The following is a 26,084-nucleotide window of genomic DNA, read 5'->3' on the forward strand; positions in this document are numbered from 1 at the left end:
CATGTCCGACGTTCCCCTTCTGGCCACCTTCGCCCTCGCCGACGCCGAGGCCACATCCGATTTCGGCCGCCGGTTCGCCGCGCTGCTGCGGGCGGGGGATGTGCTGCTGCTCGAAGGGCCGATCGGCGCGGGCAAGACGCATTTCTCCCGCGCGCTGATCCGGGCCCGGCTGGGGCGTGAGGAAGACGTGCCCTCGCCCACCTTCACCCTGATCCAGACCTATGGCGCCGCGCCCGAGATCTGGCATTCCGACCTCTACCGCCTCGGCCATCCCGATGAGGTGGCGGAACTCGGCCTTGAGGACGCGTTCAGCACCGCGATCTGTCTGGTCGAATGGCCGGAACGGCTCGGCTCGCTGCGCCCCGAAGGCGCGCTGACGCTGCGCTTCCGGCTGACCGAGGGGGGCGATGCCCGCGCCGTCGACCTGATCGGCCCGCCCGCCTGGCAGCCCCGGCTGGAGGCGCTGGCATGACCCTGCCCGAACCGGCACGTGCTTTCCTTGCGCGCGAAGGCTGGCAGGATGCGCTCAGCCGTCCGCTCGCCGGCGATGCCTCGGGGCGCAGCTATGCGCGGCTGACCCTGGGCGAAAAGATCGCCGTTCTGATGATGTCGCCCTCGCCCGACGAGGTGACGCATTTCGAAAACGTCGGCCGCTGGCTTCTGTCCAACGGCTTTTCCGCGCCCCAGATCATGGCGAGTGACGCCCCCGCCGGGCTGATGCTGATCGAGGATCTGGGCGACGATCTGATCTTCGATCTGGTCGAGGCCGACCCCGCGCGCGAGGCCCCGCTTTACGGCGCGATCACCGATGCGCTTCTGGCGCTGCACCGGCTGGCGCCGCCCGATTTCGTGGCGCCGCTCGATGCAACGGGGCTCGGCGATCTGACCCGGCTCGGTCAGGACTGGGCGCCGCTCCTGTCGGCGGAGGCCGCGACCGAGGTGCCTGACCTCGTCACCACGCTCGCCGCGCGGCTCGACGATCTGGCGCCGGTGCTTTGCCTGCGCGATTTCCATGCCCAGAACATGCTGTGGCTGCCCGGCCGCGACGGCGTCGCCCGCCTTGGCCTGCTGGACTTTCAGGACGCGGTGGCGGCCCATCCTAGCTACGATCTGGTCTCGGCGCTGCAAGATGTGCGCCGCGCCGTCTCGCCCGAGGTCGAGGCGCGCGAGATCGCCCGTTACACCGCCGCCCGCGGGCTCGACCCGGACACCTTCGCCGCCGATTATGCTCTCCTCGGCGCACAGCGCGCGTTGCGCATCCATGCGGTCTTCGCGCGGCTGTGTCTGGGCGCGGGCAAGGCGCGCTATGTCGATCTGATGCCGCGCAACTGGGCGCTGCTGCACCGCAATCTGGCGCATCCCACGCTCGCCCCCCTCGCCCGCGCGGTCGGGGCGGCCTTCGCGCCCCCGGATGCCCCCCTTATCGAAAGGTTGAAACGCGAATGCGGAACCCGCCCGATGCGCTGATGCTTTACGCCGCGGGCTTCGGCACGCGGATGGGCGCGCTCACCAGAAACCGCCCGAAGCCGCTGGTCGAAGTCGCGGGCCGGCCGCTGATAGACCATGCGCTCGATCTGGCGCGGGGGGCGAAGATCGCCCGCATGGTCGCCAACGTCCATTGGCAGGCCGATCAGATGGAGGCGCATCTCGCCGGCACGGGGGTGCTGATCTCGGACGAGCGGGGGCGAATTCTGGAAACCGGCGGCGGGCTGCGCAAGGCCACGGCGCTTCTCGGCCCCGGGCCGGTGCTGACGCTGAACACCGATGCGATATGGACCGGGCCGAACGTGCTGAGCGCACTGCAAGCCGGCTGGGACGGCACGCGGATGAGCGCGCTTCTCGCCCTGATCCCGGTCGAGCGCGCCACCGGCCACACCGGCAAGGGCGATTTCACCCTGGCCCCCGACGGCATGATCCGCCGCGGCGAGGGCTATGTCTACACCGGCGCACAGATCGTCGACCCCGCGGGACTGACCGCGATCCCCGAAGCGGTGTTCTCGATCAATCTGTTGTGGGACCGGCTGATCGCCGAGGGCCGCGCCTTCGGCCTGCTTCATCAGGGCGGCTGGTGCGATGTCGGCCGGCCGGAAAGCATTCCGCTCGCCGAAGCGATGCTCGCCGATGCCCGCTAACGTCTTCGCCCTGCCCTGCGGCGTCGATTTCCCCCGCGCCCTCGTCGCCGGGCTGATCGAGCGGTTCCGCGACGCCCCGCCTGAAGACCTCGCGCGGGTGCGGCTTTACCTCGGCTCCGGCCGGATGGTGCGCCGCGTGCGCGAGGCGTTCGATGCCGCGGGTGCCCGGCTGCTGCCGCGCATCGGGCTGATCTCCGACATCGGGCGGCTGCCCATCGACGACATTCCGCCGGCGGTCTCCTCGCTCGGGCGGCGGCTGGAGCTTGCGCAGCTCGTCGCCGGGCTGATCCGCCGCCTGCCGCAGTTCGAGCCGGGCGCCGGCACCTTCCGGCTGGCCGACAGCCTCGCCGGTCTGCTGGCCGAGATGCAGGAGGAAGGCGTCACCCCCGAGACGCTCGAAACCCTCGACATCGCCGAAACCCATGCCGAGCACTGGCAGGCCAGCCTGCAATTCATCCGCATCGTCGCCCGCTATTTCGAGGATGACGCCGCCCCCGATACCTCCGGCCGGCAACGTCGGGTGGTCGAGGCGCTGATCCGGCTGTGGCAGGACGCCCCGCCGCGAGACCCGATCATCATCGCCGGTTCGACCGGATCGCGCGGCGCGACGGCGCTGTTCATGCAGGCCGTCGCCGGCCTGCCGAAGGGCGCCATCGTCTGGCCGGGCTATGATTTCGAGATGCCGGACTTCGCCTGGGACAGCCTGACCGCCGGCCGCGTCCCGATCGAGGATCACCCGCAATACCGCTTCTGCGCGCTGTTCAAGCGCCTCGGCATCGGCCCCGGCGACGTCGAACGCTGGACCGCCACGCCCGCCCCCGCACCCGAACGCAACCGGCTGGTCTCGCTGGCGCTGCGCCCCGCCCCGGTGACGGACCAGTGGATGCGCGAGGGCGCGGGCCTCGGCCCGCTTGGCCCGGCAGCGGAGCGCATGACGCTGATCGAGGCGCCGGACGAACGGGCCGAGGCATTGGCCCTTGCGCTGGTTCTGCGCCGGGCGGTGGAGGAAGGGCGCTCCGCCGCGCTGGTCACGCCGAACCGCACGGTGACGCGGCGGGTGGCGGCGGCGCTCGACCGCTGGGGCATCCTGCCCGATGACAGCGCCGGACAGCCGCTGTCGCTGACTGCCTCGGGGCGGTTCCTGCGGCTGGTCGCACGGATGCGCGGCCGGGCGCTGATGATCGCGCCGCTGCTGATCTTGCTGAAACATCCGGTGGCCGCCACGGGATCGGCGATGCGCGGCGACCATCTGCTGTTCACCCGCGAGCTGGAACTGTATCTGCGCCGGCGCGGCCCCGCCTTCCCGGACCGGGCTGCGCTGCTGAAATGGGCGGGAGACGAGGAGCCCCGCATCCGTTGGGCCGAATGGGTCGCCACGGTCATCGCGGGCTTCCTTCCGGCACCCGAAGCCGATCTGCCCGAGGTCATCGCCGCGCATCTGGCGCTGGCGTCGGATCTCGCCGCCGGCCCCGGCGGCACGGCCGCGGCAAGCGGGCTGTGGCAGCATGAGGCGGGCGAAACCTGTGCCGCCATCATGGCCGAGCTGACGACCGAAGCCCCCGCCGGCGGCCGCTATGGCCCGGCCGATTACGCCGATCTGATCGACACGCTGTTTCAGGCCCAGCAGGTGCGCCATTCGCAGGCGGTGCATCCCGGTGTGCTGATCCTCGGCACGCTGGAGGCGCGGGTGCAAACGGCGGATCTCGTCATCCTCGCCGGGCTGAACGAAGGCAGCTGGCCCGAGGCCCCGGACCCCGATCCCTGGCTCAGCCGGCAAATGCGGCTCGCGGCCGGGCTGTTGCTGCCCGAACGCCAGATCGGCCTTTCGGCGCATGACTTCCAGCAGGCCATCGGCGCGCCCGAGGTGGTGCTGTCGCGCGCCCGCCGCGATGCGAGTGCGGAGACCGTGCCCTCGCGCTGGCTGAACCGGCTGACCAACCTGATGGGCGGCCTCGGCCCGACCGGCGGGCCCGAGGCTCTGGCCGGGATGCGCCGGCGCGGTGCCGACTGGCTGCGCATGGCCCGCGCCTTCGAGACCCCGACCGAGCGTGTCGCCCCCGCGACCCGCCCCTCGCCCCGCCCGCCGGAAGCGGCGCGCCCGCGCGAGCTGCCGGTGACCGCGATCCGCACGCTGATCCGCGACCCCTATGCCGTCTATGCCGGCCGGATCCTGCGGCTGAAACCGCTCAACCCGCTCAGCCCCGAACCCGATCCCCGGCTGCGCGGCGAGGTGCTGCACCTGATCGTGCAGCGCTTCGTCGAGCGCCGCCCCCTCGACGAGACCCTCGACGAAGCCGAGGACCGCCTTCTGCTGATCGCCGAGGAGATCCTGACCGATCAGATCCCCTGGCCGAGCGCGCAGGTGCTCTGGCTCGCGCGGATCCGGCGCATCGCCCGCACGCTGGTCGAGGCCGAACAGGCCCGCCGCGACGAGGGCGATCCGGTGATCGTCGAGACCAAGGCGGGGATCGACCTTCCCGACATCGGTTTCCGGCTGACCGCCAAGCCCGACCGCATCGACGTGCTGCGCGACGGGCGGGCGCATCTGTTCGACTACAAATCCGGCAAGCCGCCGAGCGACAAGGAAGTTCTCGCCTTCGACAAGCAGCTGCCGCTTGAGGCCGCGATGGTCGCGCGCGGTGCCTTCGCCGCCATCGGCCCGCGCGAGGTGGCGGCGATGACCTATATCCGCCTCGGCGGCGATGGCGAGACCCGCGATCTGAAGATGGGCCCCGACGAGATCGAGGCCACATGGCAGCGGTTCCGCGCGCTGGTCGCGCGCTATCTGCGGCCAGAGACCGGCTATACCGCGCGGCGCGCGATGCAGACCACCACCATCGCCAGCGATTACGACCACCTGTCGCGCTTCGGCGAATGGCAGATCAGCGACCCGGCCAAAGGCGAGGATGTTGAATGACCGATCTTGCCACCCAACGACAGGTCAGCGCGGCGGACCCGGCTCATTCGGTCTGGCTGTCGGCGAATGCGGGCTCGGGCAAGACCAAGGTGCTGACCGACCGGGTGGCGCGGCTGCTGCTTGACGGGACAGAGCCGCAGAAGATCCTGTGCCTGACCTATACCAAGGCGGCCGCGAGCGAGATGCAGAACCGCCTGCTCAAACGCCTCGGCGAATGGGCGATGTTCGACGATGCCCGCCTGCGGGCGGAGCTGACGCGCCTCGGCGGTGCGAGCGAGGCGGCCGAGGCCGTCCCGGCCGAGCGCCTCGCGCAGGCCCGTCGGCTGTTCGCCAAGGCGATCGAGACGCCGGGCGGGCTGAAGATCCAGACCATCCACTCGTTTTGCGGCATGTTGCTGCGCCGCTTCCCGCTGGAGGCGGGCGTGCCGCATGGTTTCGCCGAACTCGATGACCGCTCCGCCGCCGAGATGCGTTCGCGCATCGTCGAGGAGATCGCCGAAAGTCCCGAGCGCACCGTCCTCGACCGGCTGGCCGACTGCACCGCGGGCGAGGATCTGAGCCCCCTGATCGCCGAGGTCTCGCGCCATGCCGCGACGCTCGCCCGTCCGGTGACGCGCGCCGATCTGCTGAGCGCGCTCGGCCAGCCCGCCGATCTGACCCGCGCGGGCCTGCCGGCGCTGGTCTTCGACGGCAGCGAGAAGGCGCTGTTCGACACCGTCATCCCGATCCTGAAGGCGGAATCGAAGACGATGAAGGATCTGGCGGCGGTGCTTGCCCGGGTCGATCTGAAGGCGCCGACGCTGCGCGACGTCGAGGAGCTGCAATCCGCGCTGCTGCGCAAGATCGACTGGACCCTGAGCAGCAAGATCCCGACGAAGAAGGCCGCCGAGGCGATGGGCGAGGACACGCTCGACGACTTCAAGGCCTTCGCCGAAAGGCTGAGCGCGGCGAAGGACAGCGAATTCGCCCTCGCCGTCGCCGCCCGGTCCGAGGCGCTCTCGGCCTTCGCGCGGGCCTTCGTGCCGCGCTACCGCGCACGCAAGGCGGCGGGGGGCTGGCTCGATTTCGACGACCTGATCGAACGGGCGGGCGCGCTTCTGTCGCGCGGCTCGGTGGCGCAATGGGTGCTGTTCCGCCTCGATGGCGGCATCGACCATATCCTCGTCGACGAGGCGCAGGACACCTCGCCCGGCCAGTGGCAGGTGATCGAGCGGCTGGCCGACGAATTCACCGCCGGCGAGGGCGCGCGCGAGGCCGCCCGCACCATCTTCGTCGTCGGCGACCGCAAGCAGTCGATCTACTCGTTCCAAGGCGCCGATCTGCACCGCTTCGAGGCGATGCGCACCCTGTTCACCGAGAAATTCGCCGCCATCGAGCGGCCATTGCGCAGCGACGTGCTGCAACATTCGTTCCGCTCCGCCCCGGCGGTGCTGCAACTGGTGGACGAGACCTTTGCCGGCGCGGGCGCGGTCGGCCTCGGCGGCGCGCCCGAGCATATCGCCTTCCATCAGGCGATGCCCGGCCGCGTCGATCTGTGGCCCGCCATCGCGAGGCCCGAGGATGCGCCCGAGGGCGAATGGGACGATCCCGTCGACCTGCCCGGGCGCGAGGATGCCGATGTGATCCTCGCGCGCACCATCGCCGCCGAGATCCGGGCGATGATAGAGGGCGGGCAGCGCCTGCCCGACGGCAAGGGCGGGTCGCGCCCCCTCGACGAGGGGGATTTCCTGATCCTCGTACAGCGCCGCGCCTTCCTGTTCGGCGAGATCATCCGCGCCTGCAAGGCGGCGGGGCTGGCCGTCGCCGGCGCGGACCGGCTGCGTCTGGGGGCCGAGATCGCGGTGAAGGACATCGTGTCGCTGCTGACCTTCCTTGCGACCCCCGAAGACGATCTGTCGCTCGCCGAGGCGCTGCGCTCGCCGCTGTTCGGCTGGACCGAGGCCGAGCTTTACGCCCTCGCGCAGCCCCGCAAGGGCTATCTGTGGCCGGCGCTGCGCGAACGCGGACCCGAAGACCCGAACGTCGCGATCATTCAGGATCTGCTTGGCCAGACCGATTTCCTGCGCCCGTTCGACCTGATCGCGCGGATCCTGAACCGCCACGGCGGCCGCGGCCGGCTGATCGCGCGTCTCGGCCCGGAGGCCGAAGACGGCATCGACGAGCTGGTGCAGCAGGCCCTTGCCTACGAGATGACCGAGATCCCCAGCCTGACCGGCTTCCTCGGCTGGCTCGGCGCGGATGACATCGAGGTCAAGCGCCAGATGGAGAACGAGGGCCGCACCATCCGGGTGATGACGGTGCATGGCTCTAAGGGGTTGGAATCGCCGGTGGTGATCCTGCCCGATACCGCGAAACCGCATCGCTCACCGGCAGGGTCGTCGGTGTTTGAAACGGCGGCGGATCAGGCGCCGGCCGTCGCACTGTGGAAGGGCGGGCCGATGCCGGCGGCGCTGCGCACCCTCTCCGACGACGAGGCGACCCGCATCCGCGAAGAGAAGATGCGCCTGCTTTATGTCGCGCTGACCCGGGCCGAAAGCTGGCTGATCGTCGCCGCGGCGGGCGAGACCGGCGAGGGCGAGGAAAGCTGGTATGCGCTGGTCGAGGGCGCGATGGCGCGCCTCGGCGCGGGCGAGGCCGAGGGCATCTCGCCGCGCCTGCGCGAGATCGGCGTGTTGCGCCGCCATGCCTCGGGCGACTGGCCGGAACCCGCCGGGGCCGAAGCCCACGCTGCCGCCGCGCAGCCCGAACTGCCCGGCTGGCTGTTCACCCGCCCCGAAGCGCCCCCGCGGCCCGAGGCGACCCTCTCGCCCTCGGACCTCGGCGGGGCAAAGGCGCTGCCGGGCGAGGATGCGACCGAGGGCCCGGACGAGGCCGCAGCGCTGCGCCGTGGCCGGCAGTTGCATCTGCTGTTGGAACATCTGCCCGCCGAGGCGCCCGAAGCCCGCCCCGAGCGCGCACACGCGCTGCTGTCGACCGGGCCGGACCGGACCGAAGACATCGCGCCGCTCCTCGCCACGGCCGAAAGGGTGATCGCCGCGATCGCCGCGAGCGGCTTCGATCTGGCGGCATCGCTCGCCGAGGTCGAGGTGACGGCGACGCTCGATGCGCTTCGCGGTCGGGTGCTGCGTGGCGCGATCGACCGGCTGTGGGTGACGCCTGCGAAGATCCACGTCCTCGATTACAAGTCGAACCGGGTGGTGCCCGGGACCGCGGCCGAAGTGCCGCTTGGCATCGTGCGCCAGCTTGCCGCCTATCGCGCCATGCTGGCCGGGATCTATCCGGGCCGCGAGATCGCCTGCACCGTCGTGTGGACCGAAACCGCCACCCTGACCGAGCTGCCCGCCGCGCAGATGGAGGAAGCTCTGTCCGGCCTTTGATGCCGGCCCTTGGCCCGGCCGGGCAGCGGCTCTGCGCCATCTGACCTTGCCATCTGACCTTGACGGCCAAGGGGGGGCTGCCTACCTATTCGGACAAGCGAATATCGAGGAGAGATCCGTCATGTCCATCGTTCATGTCACCGACGCCACTTTCGATCAGGAAGTGCGTCACTCCACGGTTCCGGTTGTCGTCGACTTCTGGGCGGAATGGTGCGGCCCGTGCCGCATGATCGGCCCGTCGCTCGAGGAACTGGCCAAGGAATACGACGGCAAGGTCAAGATCGCCAAGGTCAACGTCGACGAGAACCCGGAAAGCCCCGCCACCATGGGCGTGCGTGGCATTCCGGCGCTGTTCCTGTTCAAGAACGGCAAGATCGTGTCGAACAAGGTCGGGGCCGCGCCGAAAGCCGCGCTGAAGGCGTGGATCGACTCGGCCGTGTGAGCCGCACGGCCATTGAAACAGGGAAAGGGCGCCTTCGGGCGCCCTTTTTCGTGCCATGCGACCGCCCCCGGACCGGACAGCTCAGATCGGCCAGCCGTTGCGGCGCAGCACGTCGAGAATACGTGCCTCGCAGTCGCCGCTGCCGGCATTGATCGCCTGCTCGCGCAGGAACCAGAACAGGTAGCGGGCGAACTCCGGCGACGGGCGGGGGGCGAAGGCCGCATCCAGACCGTCGCGCGGAACGCTGGCGGCGATGTGATGGAAATCCGCCCCGGCAAACAGCAACGCGGGCTTTTCCAGCATATATCCCTCGAAGGCGAGGGCACTGTTCTCGGTCGCGACAGCGTGGCAGCCCGGCAGGGCCTCCGGCGCACCCGAGCTCGCAAGGCTCAGCCGTGGCGCGCGGGAAACCAGCGCATCGAGCGCGGCGCGCTCCTCGGCGGAGTAGACCTCGCGCGGGTGCAGGAAAGCACGCAGCGGCCGGTCGGTCCGCGCCAGAAGCGTCTCCAGCATGGCGACGGGGCTCATCGACTGAAAGCTGCGCTGCTGCGTCAGCCGGCCCTGCAGCGGCACGAGAAGATAGCCTTCGTCGCGGATCCGTGGCGGATCGGGCCAGAGCCGGTGCCGCAGCTGCGCGACAAAGCGGCGCGCCGGTTCGGCCGGCACATCCCCGGGGCGGAACGGCGCCTGCGCCACGGGCCACAGCCAGCGCGCGGCCTGCGCCTCGATGTGCCAGAACGCACCGACATAGGTGCGCCGGCAGGTCAGTGCGCGCTCGTGCGTAGGTTCTTCCATGTGATAGAGCGCATATCCCGGCCGTCCGGGGGCCGCGAGACGGTTCGCGAGGCTGTCGGGTTCGGCCGTGACCTGCCAGCCCTGCCCCCGCACCGCCGCGACCAGCCGTCCGAAGAACGTGTGCTCGCCGCGGCGCAGACGGGCCAGCGTCGCCGGGTCGAGGTAAAGCGTCAGGAGGCGGGTCTGTCGCATGTTCCGAGCCTAGACCGGCATCGCCGGTCAGGTCAAAGGGTTGCACGGCGCGGCGGGCACGCTCATATCAACGGCGACGATCACAGTGAACGAACGGCGGAAAAGATGGCGGAGGACAAGTTTCCCGGCTGGCATGGCACGACGATCATCGGCGTGCGCAAGGGCGGCCGGGTGGTGGTGGCGGGCGACGGGCAGGTGAGTCTGGGCAACACCGTCATCAAGGGCACCGCGCGCAAGGTGCGCCGCCTGACGCCGGGCGGGCGCGATGTGGTGGTGGGCTTCGCCGGCTCGACCGCCGATGCCTTCACCCTGGTCGAACGGCTGGAGAAGAAGCTCGAGGCGGCGCCCGGACAGCTCGCCCGCGCCTGCGTCGAACTCGCCAAGGACTGGCGGATGGACAAGTATCTGCGCAACCTCGAAGCGATGCTGATCGTGACCGACGGCAAGGATCTGTTCGTGCTGACGGGTGCCGGCGACGTGCTGGAACCCGAGCATGACATCGCCGCCATCGGTTCGGGCGGAAATTACGCGCTCGCCGCGGCACGGGCGCTGATGGACACCGACCTCGACGCCGAGGCGATCGCGCGCAAGGCGATGGCGATCGCGGCCGAGATCTGCGTCTTCACCAATGGCAACGTGACGGTGGAGACCATCGGTGGCTGATCTGACCCGCGAAGACCTGCGCGCCGCCGTGGCCGCGGGCTACCTGACCGAGGCGCAGGCCGCCAACGTCCTCGCCCTCGCGCAGACCCGCGCCGGCACCCGCATCCCCGAGGACGAACCCTTCGAGCTGTTCCGCGGCTTCGCCGAGATCTTCGTCGCCGTCGGGCTGTCGATCCTGTTCCTCGGCGCTTTCGGCTTCCTGCAACTGATCGGCCGGCCGGCACTGCTGTCGGGGCTGTGCGCCGTGCTGGCCTGGTGGCTCGCGCGCTATTACACGCTGAAACGGCGGATGATGCTGCCTTCCATCGTGCTCGTTCTGGTCTATGGCGCGGGCGTGCTGGGCATGTTCGGCGTGCTGATCTGGCGGCAATACGGGCTGAGCCACGGCACCACCGAACCCGCCGCACTGGTCCTCGTGGCGACGGGGCTGGCGCTGCTGGCGTGGTTTCGCGTGTTCCGCCTGCCGTTCTCGATGTTCCTCGTCGGGCTGACCGGCCTTGCGCTGGTGCTGGTGGTGACCCGCACGCTGATCCCCGGTGTCGGCTTCGGCGATTACACCGATGCCTTCGATCTGCGCCACGGTTCGGGCCTCGCCTTCGGCACGCTGGCCTTCGGGCTGATCGCCTTCGTCGTGGCGATGAGCTTCGACATGCGCGATCCTCATCGCCTCGGGCGGACTGCCGCCTCGGGCTTCTGGCTGCATCTGCTGGCGGCGCCCGCGCTCGTCAACACCGTGGCGCTGACCTTCTGGAACATGGGGCCGGGGCTCGGTTACGGGCTGCTTGCGGCGGCGCTCGCGCTGATCTCCATGCTGGCGCTGGTGATCGACCGGCGGTCCTTCCTGACGGCGGGGATCGGCTATCTGATCTTCCTCGTCGCCTATGTCGCGGGCGGGCCGGGCGATCCGCGTTCCTGGGCCTGGGTGCTGCTGCTCACCGGCCTCGGGCTGACGCTGCTCGGCACCTACTGGACCGCGCTGCGCGCCCGTCTGATGCGCGCCCTTCCCGATTTTCCCGGCAAGCGCCGGCTCCCCCCTTATGCGGAGTGATCCATGTCCGATCTGACCCCTCGTGAAATCGTTTCCGAACTCGACCGCTTCATCGTCGGTCAGGCCGAGGCCAAGCGCGCCGTCGCCGTGGCGCTGCGCAACCGCTGGCGCCGTGCCCGTCTGGCCCCCGAGATGCGCGAAGAGGTCTATCCGAAGAACATCCTGATGATCGGCCCGACCGGCGTCGGCAAGACCGAAATCTCGCGCCGCCTAGCCCGTCTGGCACAGGCGCCCTTCCTCAAGGTCGAGGCCACCAAGTTCACCGAGGTCGGCTATGTCGGCCGCGATGTCGAGCAGATCATCCGCGACCTGACCGAAGTCGGCATGACCGAGACCCGCGCGCGGATGCGCGAAGAGGTCCGCGCCCGCGCCCGTCAGGCGGCCGAGGACCGGGTGATCGCCGTGCTCGCCGGCACCGACGCGCGCGAGGCCACGCGCGAGATGTTCCGCACCCGGCTGCGGGCGGGCGAACTCGACGACAAGCAGATCGAGATCGAGGTGGCCGAGCCTGCCGCCGCGCCGCAGGCCGGGGTGTTCACCGCGCCCGGGATGGAAAACCAGATGCAGGGGCTTCAGGATCTGTTCAAGGCCTTCGGCGGCCAGCGCCGCAGCCGGCGCAAGATGAGCGTGGCGGAATCCTATGACGTGCTGATCTCGGAAGAGGCGGACAAGCTCCTCGACGACGAGGCGGTGCGCGCCACCGCCCTTGAGGCGGTCAGCCAGTCCGGCATCGTCTTCATCGACGAGATCGACAAGGTGGCCGCCCGCGCCGAGGCGCGCGGCGCCGATGTCTCGCGCGAAGGCGTGCAGCGCGACCTGCTGCCGCTGATCGAGGGCACCACCGTCTCGACGAAATACGGCCCCGTGCGCACCGACCACATCCTGTTCATCGCCTCGGGCGCGTTCCATATCGCCAAGCCCTCGGATCTGCTGCCGGAACTGCAGGGCCGGCTGCCGATCCGGGTCGAACTCGACGCGCTGACCGAGGCCGATTTCGTCCGCATCCTGACCGAGACCGACAACGCCCTGACCCGTCAATACACCGCCCTGATGGAGACCGAGGGCGTTTCCGTCACCTTCACCCCCGACGGGATCGAGGCCCTCGCCCGCATCGCCGCCGAGGTCAACCGCTCGGTCGAGAACATCGGCGCGCGGCGGCTGTATACGGTGATGGAGCGCGTGTTCGAGGAGCTGTCCTTCGTCGCGCCGGACCGCGCGGGCCAGTCGGTGACGGTCGATGCCGGCTTCGTCGAGGCCAATCTCGGCGCATTGTCGCGCAGCACCGACCTCAGCCGCTACGTGCTGTAAACCGCCTGTTCACACCCGCCGGGGGCTTGGCCCGGGGGCGGAACATGCTACCCTGAGCGCCCGGAAAGGGGCCAAGCCGTGCGCAAGATCGTCCTCGTCGTCCTGATCGTCCTCGGCGCCTGCTCGCCGCGCGCCGAACTGGCGGGCGGCGCCTTGCCGGATGCGCGGGTGATCCCGGTGTTCGTGGGCTCCACCCGCGTCCCCGATCCCGCGACCGGAGATTTCGCCGACGTCGGCCGCAGCGAAACGCTGACGCTTGGCCGCTATGACGTGGCGATCCCTCCCGACCACCGGCCCGGCACCCTCACCGTGCCGGTCCCCGGCAAGACCCCCGACCCGAAACACGATTTCCTCCTGGCCGATTCGCGGATCTACCCCGGCCCCGCCGCCTTCCGCGCCGACCTCGCCCGCCGCATCGCCGCGAACCATGGCGAGGCGGTGGTCTTCGTGCATGGCTACAACACCAATTTCGCCGAGGGGCTCTATCGCTTCGCCCAGATGTCAGCCGATTTCGGGCTGCCCGGGGCGACGGTGCACTACGCCTGGCCCTCACGCGCGCAGGTGATGGGCTACGCCTACGATCAGGATTCGGCGCTGTTCGCCCGCGACGGGCTGACCGCGCTCCTGCGCATGGTGCGCGATGCGGGCGCGCGGCGGATCGTGCTGGTCGGCCATTCGATGGGCGGCTTCCTGACGATGGAAGCGCTGCGCCAGCTTTCCATCGCGGGCGACCGCACCACCCTCGACAGGATCGGCGCGGTAATCCTGATCTCGCCCGACATCGACACCGACCTGTTCCGCATCGAGGCGCACCGGATCGGCCGCCTGCCGCAACCGTTCATCGTTTTCACCTCGCAAAGCGACAAGGCGCTGAACATCTCAGCCCATATGCGCGGCGAATCCGCACGCCTCGGCAATCTGCACGACATTTCGCGGCTCGCCGATCTGAAGGTGACGCTGATAGACACGGCCCGGTTCGACACGCAGGGCGGGCATTTCAACGTCGCCAACTCGCCTGAACTGATCCGCCTGCTGCGCAACTGGTCGGGCCTCGCGCGCGTGCTCGCCGGCGAACAGGCGAGCCACCGCGACCCCTTCGCGAGTGTCGTTCTCAGCGTGCAGAACGCCACCCAGATCGTGCTGAACCCGATCGAGAAGATCGGCACGGCGATCGACGCGCACTGACCGCCAGCACCGCCCTCGCCCTTTCGATTCGCCGCAAATATCCCGGGGGTGAATTGCCCCGCAGGGGCAAGAGGGGGCAGAGCCCCCCTTCCCCGGCCGCCCTCAGCGCAACCGCCGCAGATAGATGTAATAGGCCCCCGCCCCGCCGTGCTTCAGATGCGCCTCGGTGATCTGCAAGATCGCCGCGCTCAGCGGCGGCAGGCGCAGCCACTGCGGCACCTGATGGCGCAACACGCCGACCCGCGTCGGGATCGGGCCGGTGTCCTCGCGATGCTTGCCCTTGCCGGTGATGACCAGAATCAGCCGGCAGCCCCGGTCCTGCGCGCTCAGCACGAAGCGGATCAGCTCGGGATGCGCCTCGGCGAGCGTCATCCCATGCAGATCGAGCCGCGCCTCGGGCTCCATCTTGCCGCGCAGCATGGCACGGTGCGCCTTGCGGTCCATCGCCACCGGCTGGGCCGCCAGCCCCGCCCCGATGGAGGGCGCCAGATCGTGCCCCGGCAGCCGCGGGCGGGCCTGCTCGCCGACGCGAAAGATCTGCGCGAAGCTCGGCTCGGGCAGGCGCGCCGCCGGATCCGGCCGCACCGGCACCGGGTCGGCCTCCGCCGGACGCGACACCCGCACCGGATGCAGCGCCTGCGCCGAGGCCGCCACCTTCTGCCACAGCTCGCGTTCTTCCTCGCTCAGCCCGCGCCGCCGTTTCATGTCCGCCTCTTCAGCACGATCATCGAGCCATTGTGGCGCACCGCCCCCGCGGCCGCCCCCGCCTCGGGGCCGGAGCCGAAGAACAGATCGCCCCGCCCCGCCCCGCGAATCGCCGTCCCGGTATCGAGCGCGAAGGTCAGCCGCCGCCCGAAGGCCGCGCAATCCACCCAGACCGGGCTGCCGAAGCTCACCACCGCCGGATCGACCGCCAGCGTGCGCCCCGCCATCACCGGCAGCCCCGCCGCCCCGACCGGGCCCGACAACGCCGGCAGATCGAGCGCACGGAAGAACACGAAGGACGGATTGTGGTTCAGCAGGCCCTGCAGCTCGTCCGGATGCGCCCCGGCCCAGTCCCGGATGCGCTCGGGCGACATGCCGTCCTTTGCCACGCCGCGCCGGATCAACTCTGCCCCGATGGAGCGATACGGATGGCCGTTCTTCGCTGCGAAGCCGAGACGCAGCGACGATCCATCCGTCATCTTCAGCCGGACGGAGCCCTGAACCTGCGCGAAGAAGGCATCGAGAGGGGTCTCGACCCAGGCGATCTCGTGACCGTCGAGAAGATGGCGCGCGGCGATCTCGGCACGGGTGAACCATTTCGCCGGCGGCTTCAGACCGGGGGGCACGGCGTAAAGCGCGGCGCGGAACCGCTCCGTGCGCACCGGCGAGCCGGCGATCTCGGGTTCGTAATATCCGGTATAAAAGGCCTTGCCGGCGGGCACGACCTCATAGGGGTCGAACAGCAGCTCGAAGGCCTCGCGCGGGGTCGGGTGGACGCGGGCGATGTCGCTCAGCCCGATCAGATGCGCGCTGACGGAAAACGCCGCCCAGGCGGCGGCGTGATCCTCGGTCTCCCAGCCGGGGATGTCGGTCCAGGAAACCCGCCGCATCGCCTAGCCGCCGGTCGCGGCCAGCACCCAGTTCGGATCGGCGCTGCCCATGGTGCGCGAGAAGGTCCAGACGTCGCGCTGCTTGCGCGGCATCTTCGGGTCGCCCTCGACCACGGTGCCGCTGGCATCCTTCGCGGCGGAAATCAGCTCGGCCCCGAAACGGATGGTGATCTCCGCGAGATTGCTGCCACGGTCGAAACTTGCCGCGCTCAGCGTCAGCTCCGTCAGCCCCATGAAATCGGCGTGGATATCGAGACCCTTCGCCTTGCGCTCGGCCACTGCGGCATCGAACGCGCCGGCCACCTCGGGAGACAGGAAGCTGCGCACCTTGTCGATCTCGCCGGTCTCGAAGGCCATCAGGATCATCTCATAGGCCTGACGCGCGCCCTTGAGGAACTCCGACACCGAGAATGACGGCTCCACCAGCTTCATCGCGGTCAGCGCCTTCGCCGCGTCCGAATCCTCGGCCACGTGGTCGGTGATGTCGGTATCGGGGCCGTTCTCGACGACCTCAAAAGCCTGCCGTTCGACGGGCCGGGGCACCTCGGGCGGGGCCACCGGCTTCTCGAACCCGTCGCGGGTGCCGAGCACGCTGCGCAGGCGCAGGATCAGGAAGATCGCGACCGCCGCGAGAACGACGAGTTTGATGACGGCATCCGACATGGGTGAGTTTCCGTTTCTGCACTGCTGGTATTTCAACCTGCTCCACTTATGTATGACAGGGGCGCGATCAAGTCCACCGGCGCCCGGAGAGTGTCATCATGCCGCTTTTGCTGGCCATCATCGCCTTGCCGCTGATCGAGATCGCGCTGTTCGTCGTGATCGGGGGCGCCATCGGTCTCGGTCCGACGCTGGCCTTCGTGCTGGCGTCTTTCCTGCTCGGCGGGTGGGTGATTCGCTCGCAGGGAGAGCGTGCACGCAACGAGTTGCGCAAGGCCGCGGCAGGGGCGGCCTCGGGGGCGCCGGGCGTCGATCCGACAGGGCCACTGGCCCGCGGGGCGGCCTCGGTGCTGGCGGGGGTGCTGCTGATGGTGCCGGGCTTTCTGACCAGCGCGCTCGGCCTTGTGCTCATGATCCCGGCGGTGCCCGAAATGATCCTGCGCGCGCTCGCCAGCCGGGTCACCGTGGCAGGGTTCGGCGTCTCGGGCACCGGCTACGCGCGTCCGCGCCCGGCCGAGGACGACATTCTCGAAGGCGAGTTCCACGAAGTGCCCCCCTCGCAGCTGCCACGCCGGAACGGTTCCGGCTGGACCCGTGACTGAGGACGATTGCTGTCCGCAACGATTGAGGCGCGCCCGCACGGGTGCTACAGCTTATCGTGACCAGTCTGGAGAACACGATGACCGAAGAGACCACCGGCGACGCCTCGGCCCAGCCGCAGATGAAGATGAGCATCCTCGCGCAGTTCGTGCGCGATCTGTCGTTCGAAAACGCCGTCGCCCTGAAGGGGATGCAGGCCCCCGAGGTCCAGCCCGAAATTCAGGTGCAGGTCAGCCTCGACGCCCGCCGTCGTCCGGTCGACAATCAGTATGAAACCATCATGAAGCTGCGCCTGACCTCGACCAACAAGGTCGACAACGCGACGCTTTACCTGCTGGAACTGGAATACGGCGGCATTTTCCACATCGAGGGCGTGCCCGACGACCAGATGCACCCGTTCCTGCTGATCGAATGCCCGCGTCAGCTGTTCCCCTTCGTGCGCCGGATCGTATCGGACGTGACGCGCGACGGCGGCTTCCCGGCGTTCAACCTGGAACCCATCGACTTCGTGGCGCTCTATCGCGCCGAGATGGCGCGCCGCGCCGAGGCTCAGGCCCCCCAGCACCTGTCCTGAGACATTTCCCGGGGCGCGCGCACCCCACGCCCCGGTCAGGTTCCGCCCGCCCGGTCGTGCGCCCCGCACGGCCGGGCGGTTTGCGTCAGAGCCGCGAAATGGGCGGAAATTCGCAGCCGGGGGCCCGTTCCTCTGGTATTCCCCGGCCATTCCGGCATTCTGGGAAAAACAATCCGAAAGGGGCAGCAGTGACGGTTCGGAGGACATGGGCGACCGCGCTGGTCTGTGCGCTGGCGGGGGCAGCGACCGTCGGCGGCGCGATGGCGGGCGACAACGCGACCGGGGACAAGACAGCGCCATCCGCCCCGAAAGAACCGGCACCGCGCGGGCTGGTTGCCTTCTCCGCCCCCGGGGCGGATGAGGATCTTGCCCGGCAGCTTGGCGATGTCTCGCTGGTGCGCGCTGCGGGGGCGGCAAAGACCCCCAATCCGCAGGATCTGTTCACCTCGGCACGGGCCGATTACGCCCGGCTTCTGGGGGTGCTTTACAGCGAAGGCTATTACTCCGGCGTCATCACCATCCACATCGACGGCAAGGAAGCCGCCGATATCCAGCCGATGGACGCCCCCGAGACGATCCACGCCATCGATGTCAGCGTGACCCCGGGGCCGCGGTTCCATTTCGTGCGCGCAGGCGTCACGCCGCTTGCGGCGGGAACCGCGCTGCCCGCCGATTACGCCGAAGGGCGGATCGCGCGCTCGGGTGCGATCCTCGATGCCGCGAGCGCAGGCGTGGCACGCTGGAAGGAAGAGGGCCACGCCAAGGCCACCGTCGCCGACAAGAGGATTGTCGCTGACCACCGCAAGAACACGGTCGATTCGGTGATCGTCCTCGATCCCGGCCCGGTGGTGCATTTCGGCGATCTGAAGGCGACGGGAAACAAGAAGCTGCGCACCGACCGGCTGCTGGCCATCGCGGGCTTTCCGACCGGCAAGAAATACACCCCCGAGCGGCTGGCCGAGGTGCAGACCCGGCTGCGCCGCACCGGGATCTTCAGCTCTGTCACCCTGACCGAGGCCGAGAGGCTGCGCGCGGGCGATGTGCTCGACTATGACCTCGCGGTGGCCGAGGACAAGCCCCGCCGCATGGGCGCGGGCGCCGAGATCGGCACCTCGGACGGGCTGGCTCTGACCGGCTACTGGATGAACCGCAACCTCTGGGGCGGCGGCGAGCGGCTGCGCATCGACGCCGACATCAAGGGCATCGGGGGCTCGAACAGCGCAGGGGCGACGGATTACTCGATCGGGGCGCGCATCGACCGGCCCGCAACGCTTTCGCCCGACACCTCGGCCTATGTGCTGACCAAGGCCTACAAGACCACCGAGGAAGACTATACCGAATGGGGCAGCCAGATCGGCGGCGGCCTGACCCATGTGTTCAGCGACCGGCTGACCGGCGAATCGGGCACGGCCTATATCTGGTCGAAGGTGAAGGACGACTATGGCAACACCATCTTCCGCCAGATCGCCTTTCCGAACAGCCTGACCTGGGACAACCGCGACGACAAGACCGATGCCAAACGCGGATATTACGGGCTGCTGCGCGCCACGCCGTTCTACGGGCTGGGGCAGACGACCGGCTCGGGGATGCAGCTGGTGGCGGATTTCCGCGCCTACAAGGCCCTCGGCACCGAGGAGCGGCTGGTGCTGGCCGGGCGCGGCCAGTTCGGCGCGGTCTACGGGCCGAGCCTCGGGCGCACGCCGCGCAGCTACCTGTTCTATTCGGGCGGCGGCGGCACGGTGCGCGGCCAGCCCTATCAGTCGCTCGGCGTGAACGAGCTGTATGACGGCCAGCTGAAAACCGGCGGGATGCAGTTCATCGGCTACACCGGCGAAGCGCGCTACGGGTTGACCGACAAGGTTGGCGTGGTCGCCTTCTACGACGCCGGCTTCATTTCCAGCAACGACCTGTTCGGGCGCGATGGCGAATGGCAGTCGGGTGCGGGCCTCGGGCTGCGTTACAAGACCCCGATCGGCCCGATCCGGCTCGACGTCGCGGTGCCGGTGCAGGGCAGCACCGGGGGCGGCGTGCAGCTGTATCTCGGCATCGGGCAGGCATTCTGATGGCGGGGCGGATGATACGGAGACTTCTGGTTGCGGCGCTGCTGCTCGCGCCCGTCCCCACGATGGCCGAGGACACCCCTCCCCCCGCGGCGCAGGTGCAGCCCCCCGCCGCCGAGGACGCAGCGCAATCGGCGCAGGACCGCGACTGGCTGACCGGGATGATCGAGGACAAGCTGTCAGGCGACGGACGGCAGATTCGCGTCGACGGGTTCCGGGGCGCGTTTTCCTCGAAGGCAACCTTCGATCAGCTGACGGTCTCGGACGCGAGCGGCCCCTGGCTGACGATCCGCGGCGGCACCATGTCCTGGAGCCGCGCGGCGCTGCTGACCGGCAAGGTCGAGATTTCCGAGCTGACGGCGACCGAGATCGACATCGACCGCCGCCCCGAGACCCCGGCCTCGGCCATGGCCCCCGCGCCCGAGGCGAAACCGTTCCGCCTGCTGCCGGACCTGCCGGTCTCGGTCAACATCGGCAAGCTGAGCGTGGGCAAACTCGCCCTCGGGGCACCGGTGCTGGGCGAGGCGGTGACGCTGACGCTCGACGGCAACCTGTCGCTGTCGGGAACCGATGCGAAAGCGAAGCTCGCGATGACGCGACTCGACGGGACAAAAGGCAGTTTCTCGTTCACCGGCGGGTATTCCGAAGGCAAGCGTCAGCTGTCGGTCGATCTTCTGGTCGACGAGGGTCAGGGCGGGCTGGTGTCGAAACTGGCGAAGCTGCCGGGCAGCCCGGCGCTGACGCTGGCGGTGGCGGGCAGCGGGCCGCTCGATGCTTTCTCCTCCGACGTGGTGCTGAGCACCGACAGTCAGCCTCGGGTGACCGGCAAGGTGACGCTGAGCGCCGCCGCCCCGGCCGCGGACGGCACGAAGGGTCAGGGCTTCGCCGTCAATCTGGCGGGCGATCTGACGCCGCTTCTGCCCGACGAATACCGCGATTTCTTCGGCACGCAGTCGAAGCTCTCGGCGACCGGCGTGTCGATGCCCGACGGCAGCTTCTCGCTCTCCGATCTGACGGTGGCGAGCCAGGCGCTGAACGTGCAGGGGCGGCTGGCCACGCTGCCCTCGGGGATGCCCGACAGTTTCAGCCTGAACGTCGCCCTCGGATCCGAGGACACGGCGGCAGCGCCGGTGCTGCTGCCGGTCTCCGGCCCCGAGACGCGGGTGCAATCGGCGACTCTGCGGCTGTTTTACGACCGCAGCCGCGGTCAGGGCTGGACGCTGAGCGGCGTGCTGAACGGGCTGAGCCGCGCCGATCTGGCGCTCGGCCAGGTGAAGCTGGCCGGCAACGGCCTCGTATCGCTGGCCGAGCAGACCGACGCGGCAAGCGGACGGATCAATTTCAATGTCACCGGCCTCGCCCCCGCCGATCCGGCGCTGGCCGAGGCGGTGGGGCCCACCCTTGACGGTTCGACCGTGTTCGACTGGACGAGCACGCATCCGCTGAACCTGACCAATCTGGTGCTGAACGGCCGCGATCTGGCGCTGACCGGCGCGGTCTCGATCGGCAATCTGGCGGAGGGCATCGACATCATGCCCGATCTGGTGCTCGATGCGCGCGACCTGCGCCATTACGCGGCGCTGACGGGCCGGCCGCTCGCGGGGGCGATCGAGGGCACGGTGAAGGGGAAATTGACCGCGCTGAGCGGGGCGTTCGACCTCGACGCCTCGCTGAGCGGGCAGGACCTTAAGACCGGTATCGCCGAGAGCGATGCGCTGCTGAGCGGACGGTCCCAGATCGAGGTCTCGGCCGCGCGCGACGAGACCGGGCTGACGATCCGCCAGTTCAGCGCCAATGCCCACACCCTCAGCGTCACCGCCGCGGGCGTTCTGGCCACCGGGGCAAGCGATCTGACCGCCGAAGTGGCGCTGCGCGACCTCGGCTCGCTCGGCGGGCGCTATCGCGGCTCGGCCGATCTGAAGGCCAGTATCCTGGATGTGGACGGCGAAAGGCGCTACACGCTCGACGGCACCGCGACGAACCTCGCCTTCGGGCAGGAGACGGCGGACCGGCTTCTGGCCGGCAACACCGTGGTGACGGCGCGGGCGGCGACGCGCGACGGGGTAACCCGGCTGACAGCGCTGAACCTGCAAAACCCGCAGCTGAGCGCGAAGGCCGAAGGCACCAGTGCCACCGCAGTGCGGCTGAGCGCGCGACTGGCGAACATCGGACTGATCACGCCCAAGTATTCCGGCCCCGTCACGGTCGAGGGCACGCTTGGCCAGCAGGGCAGCAACTACGCGCTCGATCTGAAGGCCGGGGGTCCGGGCGGTCTGCAGGCGGTGGTCGCGGGCACCGTCGCGGGCAATCTGGCGACCACCGACCTGACGATCCGCGGCAAGGCGGACACGGCGCTCGCGAACAATTTCATCGACCCGCAATCGGTCGAGGGCACGGTGTCCTTCGATCTGAAGATGCAGGGCAAGCCCGGGCTGAATGCGCTGTCGGGCCGGATCGAGGCACCGAATGCCAGCCTGAACGTGCCGGCGGCCTCGCTGGCGCTGCAGAACATCCGGCTGGTCGCGACGCTTGGCGGGGGCAAGGTCACGCTCGACACCAGGGCGGCGATCAAAGGCGGCGGCTCGCTGACGCTGAGCGGCCCGGTCACCCTGACAGCCCCGTTCCAGAGCAACCTGAAACTCGTTCTCAGCCAGACGCGGCTGCGCGATCCGGAGCTTTACGACACCCGGATTTCCGGCACGCTCGGCATCGCGGGGCCGCTGGCGGGGGGCGCGGCGATCACCGGCCGGCTCAGCCTCGGCACCACCGAGATCCGGGTGCCGAGCAGCCTCGGCGGAACGGCCGAGATCCCCGACATCTCCCATCGCGGCGCGCCCGTGAAAGTGACCCGCACGCTGAGCCGGGCGGGGCTGCTGCACATGGGCGGCGAGGGCAGCCGGGGCGCGGCGGTGTCCTACCGGCTCGATGTCACCATCGACGCGCCGAACCAGGTCTATGTGCGCGGCCGCGGCCTCGATGCGGAACTCGGCGGCTCGCTGAGACTGACCGGAACGACGGCGAATATCGTGCCGGTCGGGCATTTCACGCTGGTGCGCGGCCGGCTTGACGTGCTGGCGAAGCGCTTCACGCTGACTGACGGGCAGGTGGCGATGCAGGGCACGCTGACGCCCTGGCTCCTGTTCGTCGCCACCGCCAACCAGGAAGACACCACGATCACCATCCAGCTGGAGGGCGAGGCGACGCAGCCGAAGCTGACGCTGACCTCTTCGCCCGAGCTGCCCGAGGACGAGATCCTGGCGCGACTGCTGTTCAACAAGGGCCTGACCAACCTGTCGGCGCTGCAGGCGGCGCAGCTCGCCTCAGCGGTGGCGACGCTGGCGGGCAAGGGCGGCGACGGGATCATCGCGAAGCTGCGCAAGAACTTCGGCATGGACGATCTGGATGTCGGCACCGACGACAATGGCAATACCTCGCTGCGGGCGGGGCGGTATCTGTCGAAGAAGGTTTACAGCGACGTAGCGGTCGACAGCCTCGGACAAACCGAGCTGAACCTGAACCTCGACATCAACTCGCATGTGACGGCGCGCGGCACTGTCGGATCGGGCGGGGACAGCAGCGTCGGGCTGTTCTTCCAGAAGGATTACTGAACCGGCGGAAGGCGGGGGGCGAGCGGCGCCCCCTGCTCTGCTGCCCCCTGCTCTGGCCCGGCAAGATCGCGGGCGGTCCTGCGGGCCGCGCGCTGCGCCGCGGCCATCCGGCGCCGGGTGCGGCGCAGCCGCCAGCGCGCGATCTCGGCGTTCAGCGCGGCGCCCAGAAGCACCGACATCGCGCTGACGTAAAGCCACATCATCAGCGCGATCACCGCCCCGATGGAGCCGTAGATCCGATTGTAATTGCCGAAATTCGCGATGTAGAAGGTCAGCCCCAGCGAGGCCCCGCCCCACACCAGCGTGGCAAGGAACGAGCCCGCGCTGATGAAGGGATCGCGCCGGTCCGGCCGGACGTTCGGTCCGTAGCGATACAACAGCCCAAGCGCTGTGAACATCAGCAGCACCATCGCGATCCACGGCAGACCGGAGTTCAGCCATCCCGTCACCGCATGGAACGGCAGGAAGGTCACCACCACCGGCACCACCACCACCGTCGCCAGCGCCAGCAACATCACCCCCACCAGCGCCACGGTCATCACATAGCCGAACAGATAGGCGAGGACGGTGTTCCTCGGCCGCGTGCCGTGGATCAGGTTCAGCCCCTGCAACAGCGAGCCCACCCCCGCCCGCGCCGACCACAGCGCGATCAGGATCGACACGACGGCAGGCAACCCGATGCTGCCGCGCGGCCCCTGCATCAGCGCGTCGATCTGCTGGCTGAGGATCTCGAACGCCTCGGGCGGGATGAAGGTATGGGCGACCGACAGATAGGAGCGGATCGCCTCGGGGTCGGCAAAGGTGCTCCAGATCGCGAGCGTCGCCGACAGGCCCGGGAACACGGCGAGCATGGCGTAGAAAGTGACGCCGGCAGCCACCAGCATCATGTTGGTCTGGGCCAGGCGATCGACAAGCTCGATCACGAAGCGCACGGCCGGGTTGCGAAAGGGCGAGAATAGCACGGGCATGATCGCACAATGACCCGGAAGCGGGGCCGGGTGCAATCCGCTGTCTCCCGCACGATCCGCCCCCCGCGATTCCACACTGCGATCCGGCCAGATCCGAGACATTTTCAGCCGGGCAGCGAATGGCTCTTTCCGTCGGCGCGCGGACGGGCTAGCGATTGGAAAAACGTCGAATTGTCCCGGGGGAGCCCATGTCAGACCGGATCATCGCCTTCGTCGACGGGTCGATCTATTCGACCAGCGTCTGCGCCTATGCTGCCTGGGCTGCGGGAAAGCTCGGTCAGGGAGTGGACATCGTGCATGTCACCGGCCGGCGCGAGAGTGCGGCCGAGGGGCTGGGCGCGCGCTCGGCGCTGCAGGCGGAGCTTGCCGCGCTCGATGCGCAGCGCGAGCGGCTGGCGGAATCGCGCGGACGCGCGATCCTCGACGATGCCGGGGCGATGGTGCGCGATGCCGGGGTTTCCGATGTCGCGACGGAGCTTCTGGGCGGCGATCTGCTGAGCGCGCTGTCGGCGCGCGAGACCGGCGCCGGGATCGTCGTCGTCGGCAAGCGCGGCGAGGCGGCGGATTACGCGATCGGCCATCTGGGATCGAACCTCGAACGCATCGCGCGGGCGACCGCGACGCCGGTTCTGGTCGCGGCCCGCGCCTTCAGCCCGGTGCGCAAGGTGCTGGTCGCGCATGACGGGGGATCCGTCGCGCTGCGCGCGGTCGACGAGGTGGCCCGTTCGCCGCTGTTCGAGGGTGCCGAAGTGATCGTCGCCACCGTCGGCGCCGACACCCCCGAGGTGCGCCGCCGCCATGACGACGCGCTCGCCGTGCTGCGCGCCGGCGGGCTGAAGGCCGAAAGCCGGATCGTGCAGGGCCAGACGGACCTCGCGCTCGGCACGCTGGTCGAGGTCGAGGGCGTCGACATGCTGGTGATGGGCAGCTACGGCCATTCGCGGCTGCGCCGGTTCTTCATCGGCTCGACCACGGAATCGGTGCTGCTGTCGTGCAAGGTGCCGGTGCTGCTGCTGCGCTGAACCGGCCCGGTTTTCAGGGCGCGTCCGGCGTGCCCCCGAACGGCCCCGCCTCGCCGCGGGCATGGGCGAGCGCGATCTGATGCTGACGCTCGCGGAACCGCGCGCGGTCGGCCTCGGTGTATTCATCCACGCAATGCGGGCAGCACACACCGTCCTCGAAGACCGGGCTCAGCCGGTCCTCGGCCGAGATCGGGCGGCGGCAGGCGTGGCACAGTCCGTAATCGCCCTGCTTCAGCCCGTGACGCAGGCTGACCCGCCCGTCGAAGACGAAGCAATCGCCCTGCCACAGGCTTTGGTCCTCGGGGACATGCTCCAGATAATTCAGGATGCCGCCCTTGAGGTGAAACACTTCCTCGACGCCTTGCGACAGAAGGTAGTTCGTCGATTTCTCGCAACGGATGCCGCCGGTGCAGAACATCGCGACGCGCTTGTTGTGGAAGCGGGGCGCGTTTTCCTGCCACCAGGCGGGGAAGTCGCGAAAGCTGCGGGTCTTCGGGTCGATGGCGCCCGCGAAGGTGCCGATGCCGACTTCGTAATCGTTGCGGGTGTCGATCACCACGACATCGGGCTCGCGGATCAGGGCATTCCAGTCCTCGGGCGCGACGTAATGGCCCGCCCGCGCGCGCGGATCGACATCGGGCTGACCCATGGTGACGATCTCACGCTTCAGCCGCACCTTCATCCGGCCGAACGGCATCCCGGCGGCGGTGCTTTCCTTCCACTCGAGCCCGGCACAGCCCGGCAGCGCGCGGATATGGCCCAGCACGGCGTCGATCCCCTCGCGCGTGCCGGCGATGGTGCCGTTGATCCCCTCGGGCGCAAGCAGCAGCGTGCCGCGCACCCCCATGGAACAGGCAAGCCGGGCGAGCGGCGCACGCAGCGCCGCGGGGTCGTCGAAACGGGTGAAATGATAGAGTGCGGCAACGGTCAGCATGGCT

At 69.5% G+C, this 26,084-nt stretch carries 21 protein-coding genes; 15 read left to right on the forward strand and 6 right to left on the reverse strand.

Translation table 11 applies throughout. The features are described from left to right. Position 1: 1 nt before the first annotated feature. The 6 genes from tsaE (at position 2) to trxA (ending at position 8,868) form a co-directional block, all read left to right on the forward strand. A complete protein-coding gene (gene tsaE / locus CG50_RS03460; RefSeq protein WP_036635281.1) occupies positions 2-472 on the forward strand; it encodes a tRNA (adenosine(37)-N6)-threonylcarbamoyltransferase complex ATPase subunit type 1 TsaE in 471 nt (156 codons plus the stop codon). Next, positions 469-1,467 (forward strand): aminoglycoside phosphotransferase family protein, encoded by a 999-nt coding sequence (locus CG50_RS03465; RefSeq protein WP_036635283.1) that lies wholly within the window; start codon positions 469-471, stop codon positions 1,465-1,467. Before tsaE ends, CG50_RS03465 begins: the two co-directional genes overlap by 4 nt. Further along, on the forward strand, positions 1,443-2,132 hold the full coding sequence (locus CG50_RS03470; RefSeq protein WP_036635285.1) for a nucleotidyltransferase family protein: 690 nt from the start codon (positions 1,443-1,445) through the stop codon (positions 2,130-2,132). Before CG50_RS03465 ends, CG50_RS03470 begins: the two co-directional genes overlap by 25 nt. Further along, positions 2,122-5,049: a double-strand break repair protein AddB gene (gene addB / locus CG50_RS03475; protein ID WP_036635287.1), complete on the forward strand. Its 2,928-nt coding sequence runs from the start codon at positions 2,122-2,124 to the stop codon at positions 5,047-5,049. The genes CG50_RS03470 and addB overlap by 11 nt, the downstream gene beginning before the upstream one ends. Further along, positions 5,046-8,426 carry a double-strand break repair helicase AddA gene (gene addA / locus CG50_RS03480; protein ID WP_036635289.1) on the forward strand — a complete coding sequence of 1,127 codons (3,381 nt, stop codon included), beginning with the start codon at positions 5,046-5,048 and terminating at the stop codon, positions 8,424-8,426. Before addB ends, addA begins: the two co-directional genes overlap by 4 nt. A gap of 121 nt (positions 8,427-8,547) precedes the next feature. Beyond that, positions 8,548-8,868, forward strand: a complete 321-nt coding sequence (trxA, locus tag CG50_RS03485; protein WP_036635290.1) for a thioredoxin — start codon at positions 8,548-8,550, stop codon at positions 8,866-8,868. A gap of 81 nt (positions 8,869-8,949) precedes the next feature. Here the strand turns inward: trxA and CG50_RS03490 are convergent, their stop codons facing one another. After that, positions 8,950-9,855 (reverse strand): hypothetical protein, encoded by a 906-nt coding sequence (locus CG50_RS03490; protein WP_036635291.1) that lies wholly within the window; start codon positions 9,853-9,855, stop codon positions 8,950-8,952. A gap of 105 nt (positions 9,856-9,960) precedes the next feature. On the opposite strand from CG50_RS03490, the gene hslV reads away from it, so the two are divergent. The 4 genes from hslV (at position 9,961) to CG50_RS03510 (ending at position 14,059) form a co-directional block, all read left to right on the forward strand. Next, positions 9,961-10,518: an ATP-dependent protease subunit HslV gene (gene hslV, locus CG50_RS03495; RefSeq protein ID WP_036635293.1), complete on the forward strand. Its 558-nt coding sequence runs from the start codon at positions 9,961-9,963 to the stop codon at positions 10,516-10,518. Continuing rightward, the gene (locus CG50_RS03500) at positions 10,511-11,566 is read left to right on the forward strand and encodes a hypothetical protein (protein ID WP_245615584.1); all 1,056 of its coding nucleotides are present in this window, start codon (positions 10,511-10,513) and stop codon (positions 11,564-11,566) included. Before hslV ends, CG50_RS03500 begins: the two co-directional genes overlap by 8 nt. Before the next feature lie 3 nt (positions 11,567-11,569). Continuing rightward, entirely contained in the window at positions 11,570-12,874 is a 1,305-nt protein-coding gene (hslU, locus tag CG50_RS03505; protein ID WP_036635294.1) for an ATP-dependent protease ATPase subunit HslU, read from the forward strand. A gap of 78 nt (positions 12,875-12,952) precedes the next feature. Further along, positions 12,953-14,059, forward strand: coding sequence for an alpha/beta hydrolase (locus tag CG50_RS03510; protein WP_051909441.1), 1,107 nt, complete (start codon positions 12,953-12,955; stop codon positions 14,057-14,059). 102 nt (positions 14,060-14,161) lie between these two features. Here the strand turns inward: CG50_RS03510 and CG50_RS03515 are convergent, their stop codons facing one another. Genes CG50_RS03515 through CG50_RS03525 form a run of 3 tightly spaced genes read right to left on the reverse strand, consistent with a single transcriptional unit; the run spans position 14,162 to position 16,317 of the window. Then, positions 14,162-14,764, reverse strand: coding sequence for a Smr/MutS family protein (locus CG50_RS03515; RefSeq protein WP_036635296.1), 603 nt, complete (start codon positions 14,762-14,764; stop codon positions 14,162-14,164). Beyond that, complete coding sequence (mltA, locus tag CG50_RS03520) at positions 14,761-15,654, reverse strand: murein transglycosylase A (protein ID WP_036635298.1); 894 nt, start codon at positions 15,652-15,654, stop codon at positions 14,761-14,763. The genes CG50_RS03515 and mltA overlap by 4 nt, the downstream gene beginning before the upstream one ends. Before the next feature lie 3 nt (positions 15,655-15,657). Further along, a complete protein-coding gene (locus CG50_RS03525) occupies positions 15,658-16,317 on the reverse strand; it encodes a Tim44/TimA family putative adaptor protein (protein ID WP_036635300.1) in 660 nt (219 codons plus the stop codon). Positions 16,318-16,415: 98 nt separating this feature from the next. On the opposite strand from CG50_RS03525, the gene CG50_RS03530 reads away from it, so the two are divergent. The 4 genes from CG50_RS03530 (at position 16,416) to CG50_RS03545 (ending at position 23,156) form a co-directional block, all read left to right on the forward strand. After that, on the forward strand, positions 16,416-16,916 hold the full coding sequence (locus tag CG50_RS03530) for an FxsA family protein (RefSeq protein WP_036635302.1): 501 nt from the start codon (positions 16,416-16,418) through the stop codon (positions 16,914-16,916). Between the two features lie 77 nt (positions 16,917-16,993). Beyond that, a complete protein-coding gene (gene secB / locus CG50_RS03535) occupies positions 16,994-17,488 on the forward strand; it encodes a protein-export chaperone SecB (protein ID WP_036635862.1) in 495 nt (164 codons plus the stop codon). 188 nt (positions 17,489-17,676) lie between these two features. After that, on the forward strand, positions 17,677-19,551 hold the full coding sequence (locus CG50_RS03540; RefSeq protein ID WP_051909443.1) for an autotransporter assembly complex protein TamA: 1,875 nt from the start codon (positions 17,677-17,679) through the stop codon (positions 19,549-19,551). A gap of 11 nt (positions 19,552-19,562) precedes the next feature. Then, positions 19,563-23,156, forward strand: coding sequence for a translocation/assembly module TamB domain-containing protein (locus CG50_RS03545; RefSeq protein WP_161785380.1), 3,594 nt, complete (start codon positions 19,563-19,565; stop codon positions 23,154-23,156). On the opposite strand, the gene CG50_RS03550 is transcribed toward CG50_RS03545, so the two are convergent. Beyond that, positions 23,150-24,124, reverse strand: coding sequence for a YihY/virulence factor BrkB family protein (locus CG50_RS03550; RefSeq protein ID WP_051909448.1), 975 nt, complete (start codon positions 24,122-24,124; stop codon positions 23,150-23,152). The genes CG50_RS03545 and CG50_RS03550 overlap by 7 nt on opposite strands. Positions 24,125-24,312: 188 nt before the next feature. On the opposite strand from CG50_RS03550, the gene CG50_RS03555 reads away from it, so the two are divergent. After that, positions 24,313-25,146 carry a universal stress protein gene (locus tag CG50_RS03555; protein ID WP_036635303.1) on the forward strand — a complete coding sequence of 278 codons (834 nt, stop codon included), beginning with the start codon at positions 24,313-24,315 and terminating at the stop codon, positions 25,144-25,146. 13 nt (positions 25,147-25,159) lie between these two features. On the opposite strand, the gene trhO is transcribed toward CG50_RS03555, so the two are convergent. Further along, the gene (trhO, locus tag CG50_RS03560; RefSeq protein WP_036635305.1) at positions 25,160-26,080 is read right to left on the reverse strand and encodes an oxygen-dependent tRNA uridine(34) hydroxylase TrhO; all 921 of its coding nucleotides are present in this window, start codon (positions 26,078-26,080) and stop codon (positions 25,160-25,162) included. Between the last annotated feature and the right edge of the window lie 4 nt (positions 26,081-26,084).

Origin of the sequence: Paenirhodobacter enshiensis, from assembly GCF_000740785.1 — a bacterium.
Lineage (GTDB): Bacteria > Pseudomonadota > Alphaproteobacteria > Rhodobacterales > Rhodobacteraceae > Rhodobacter > Rhodobacter enshiensis.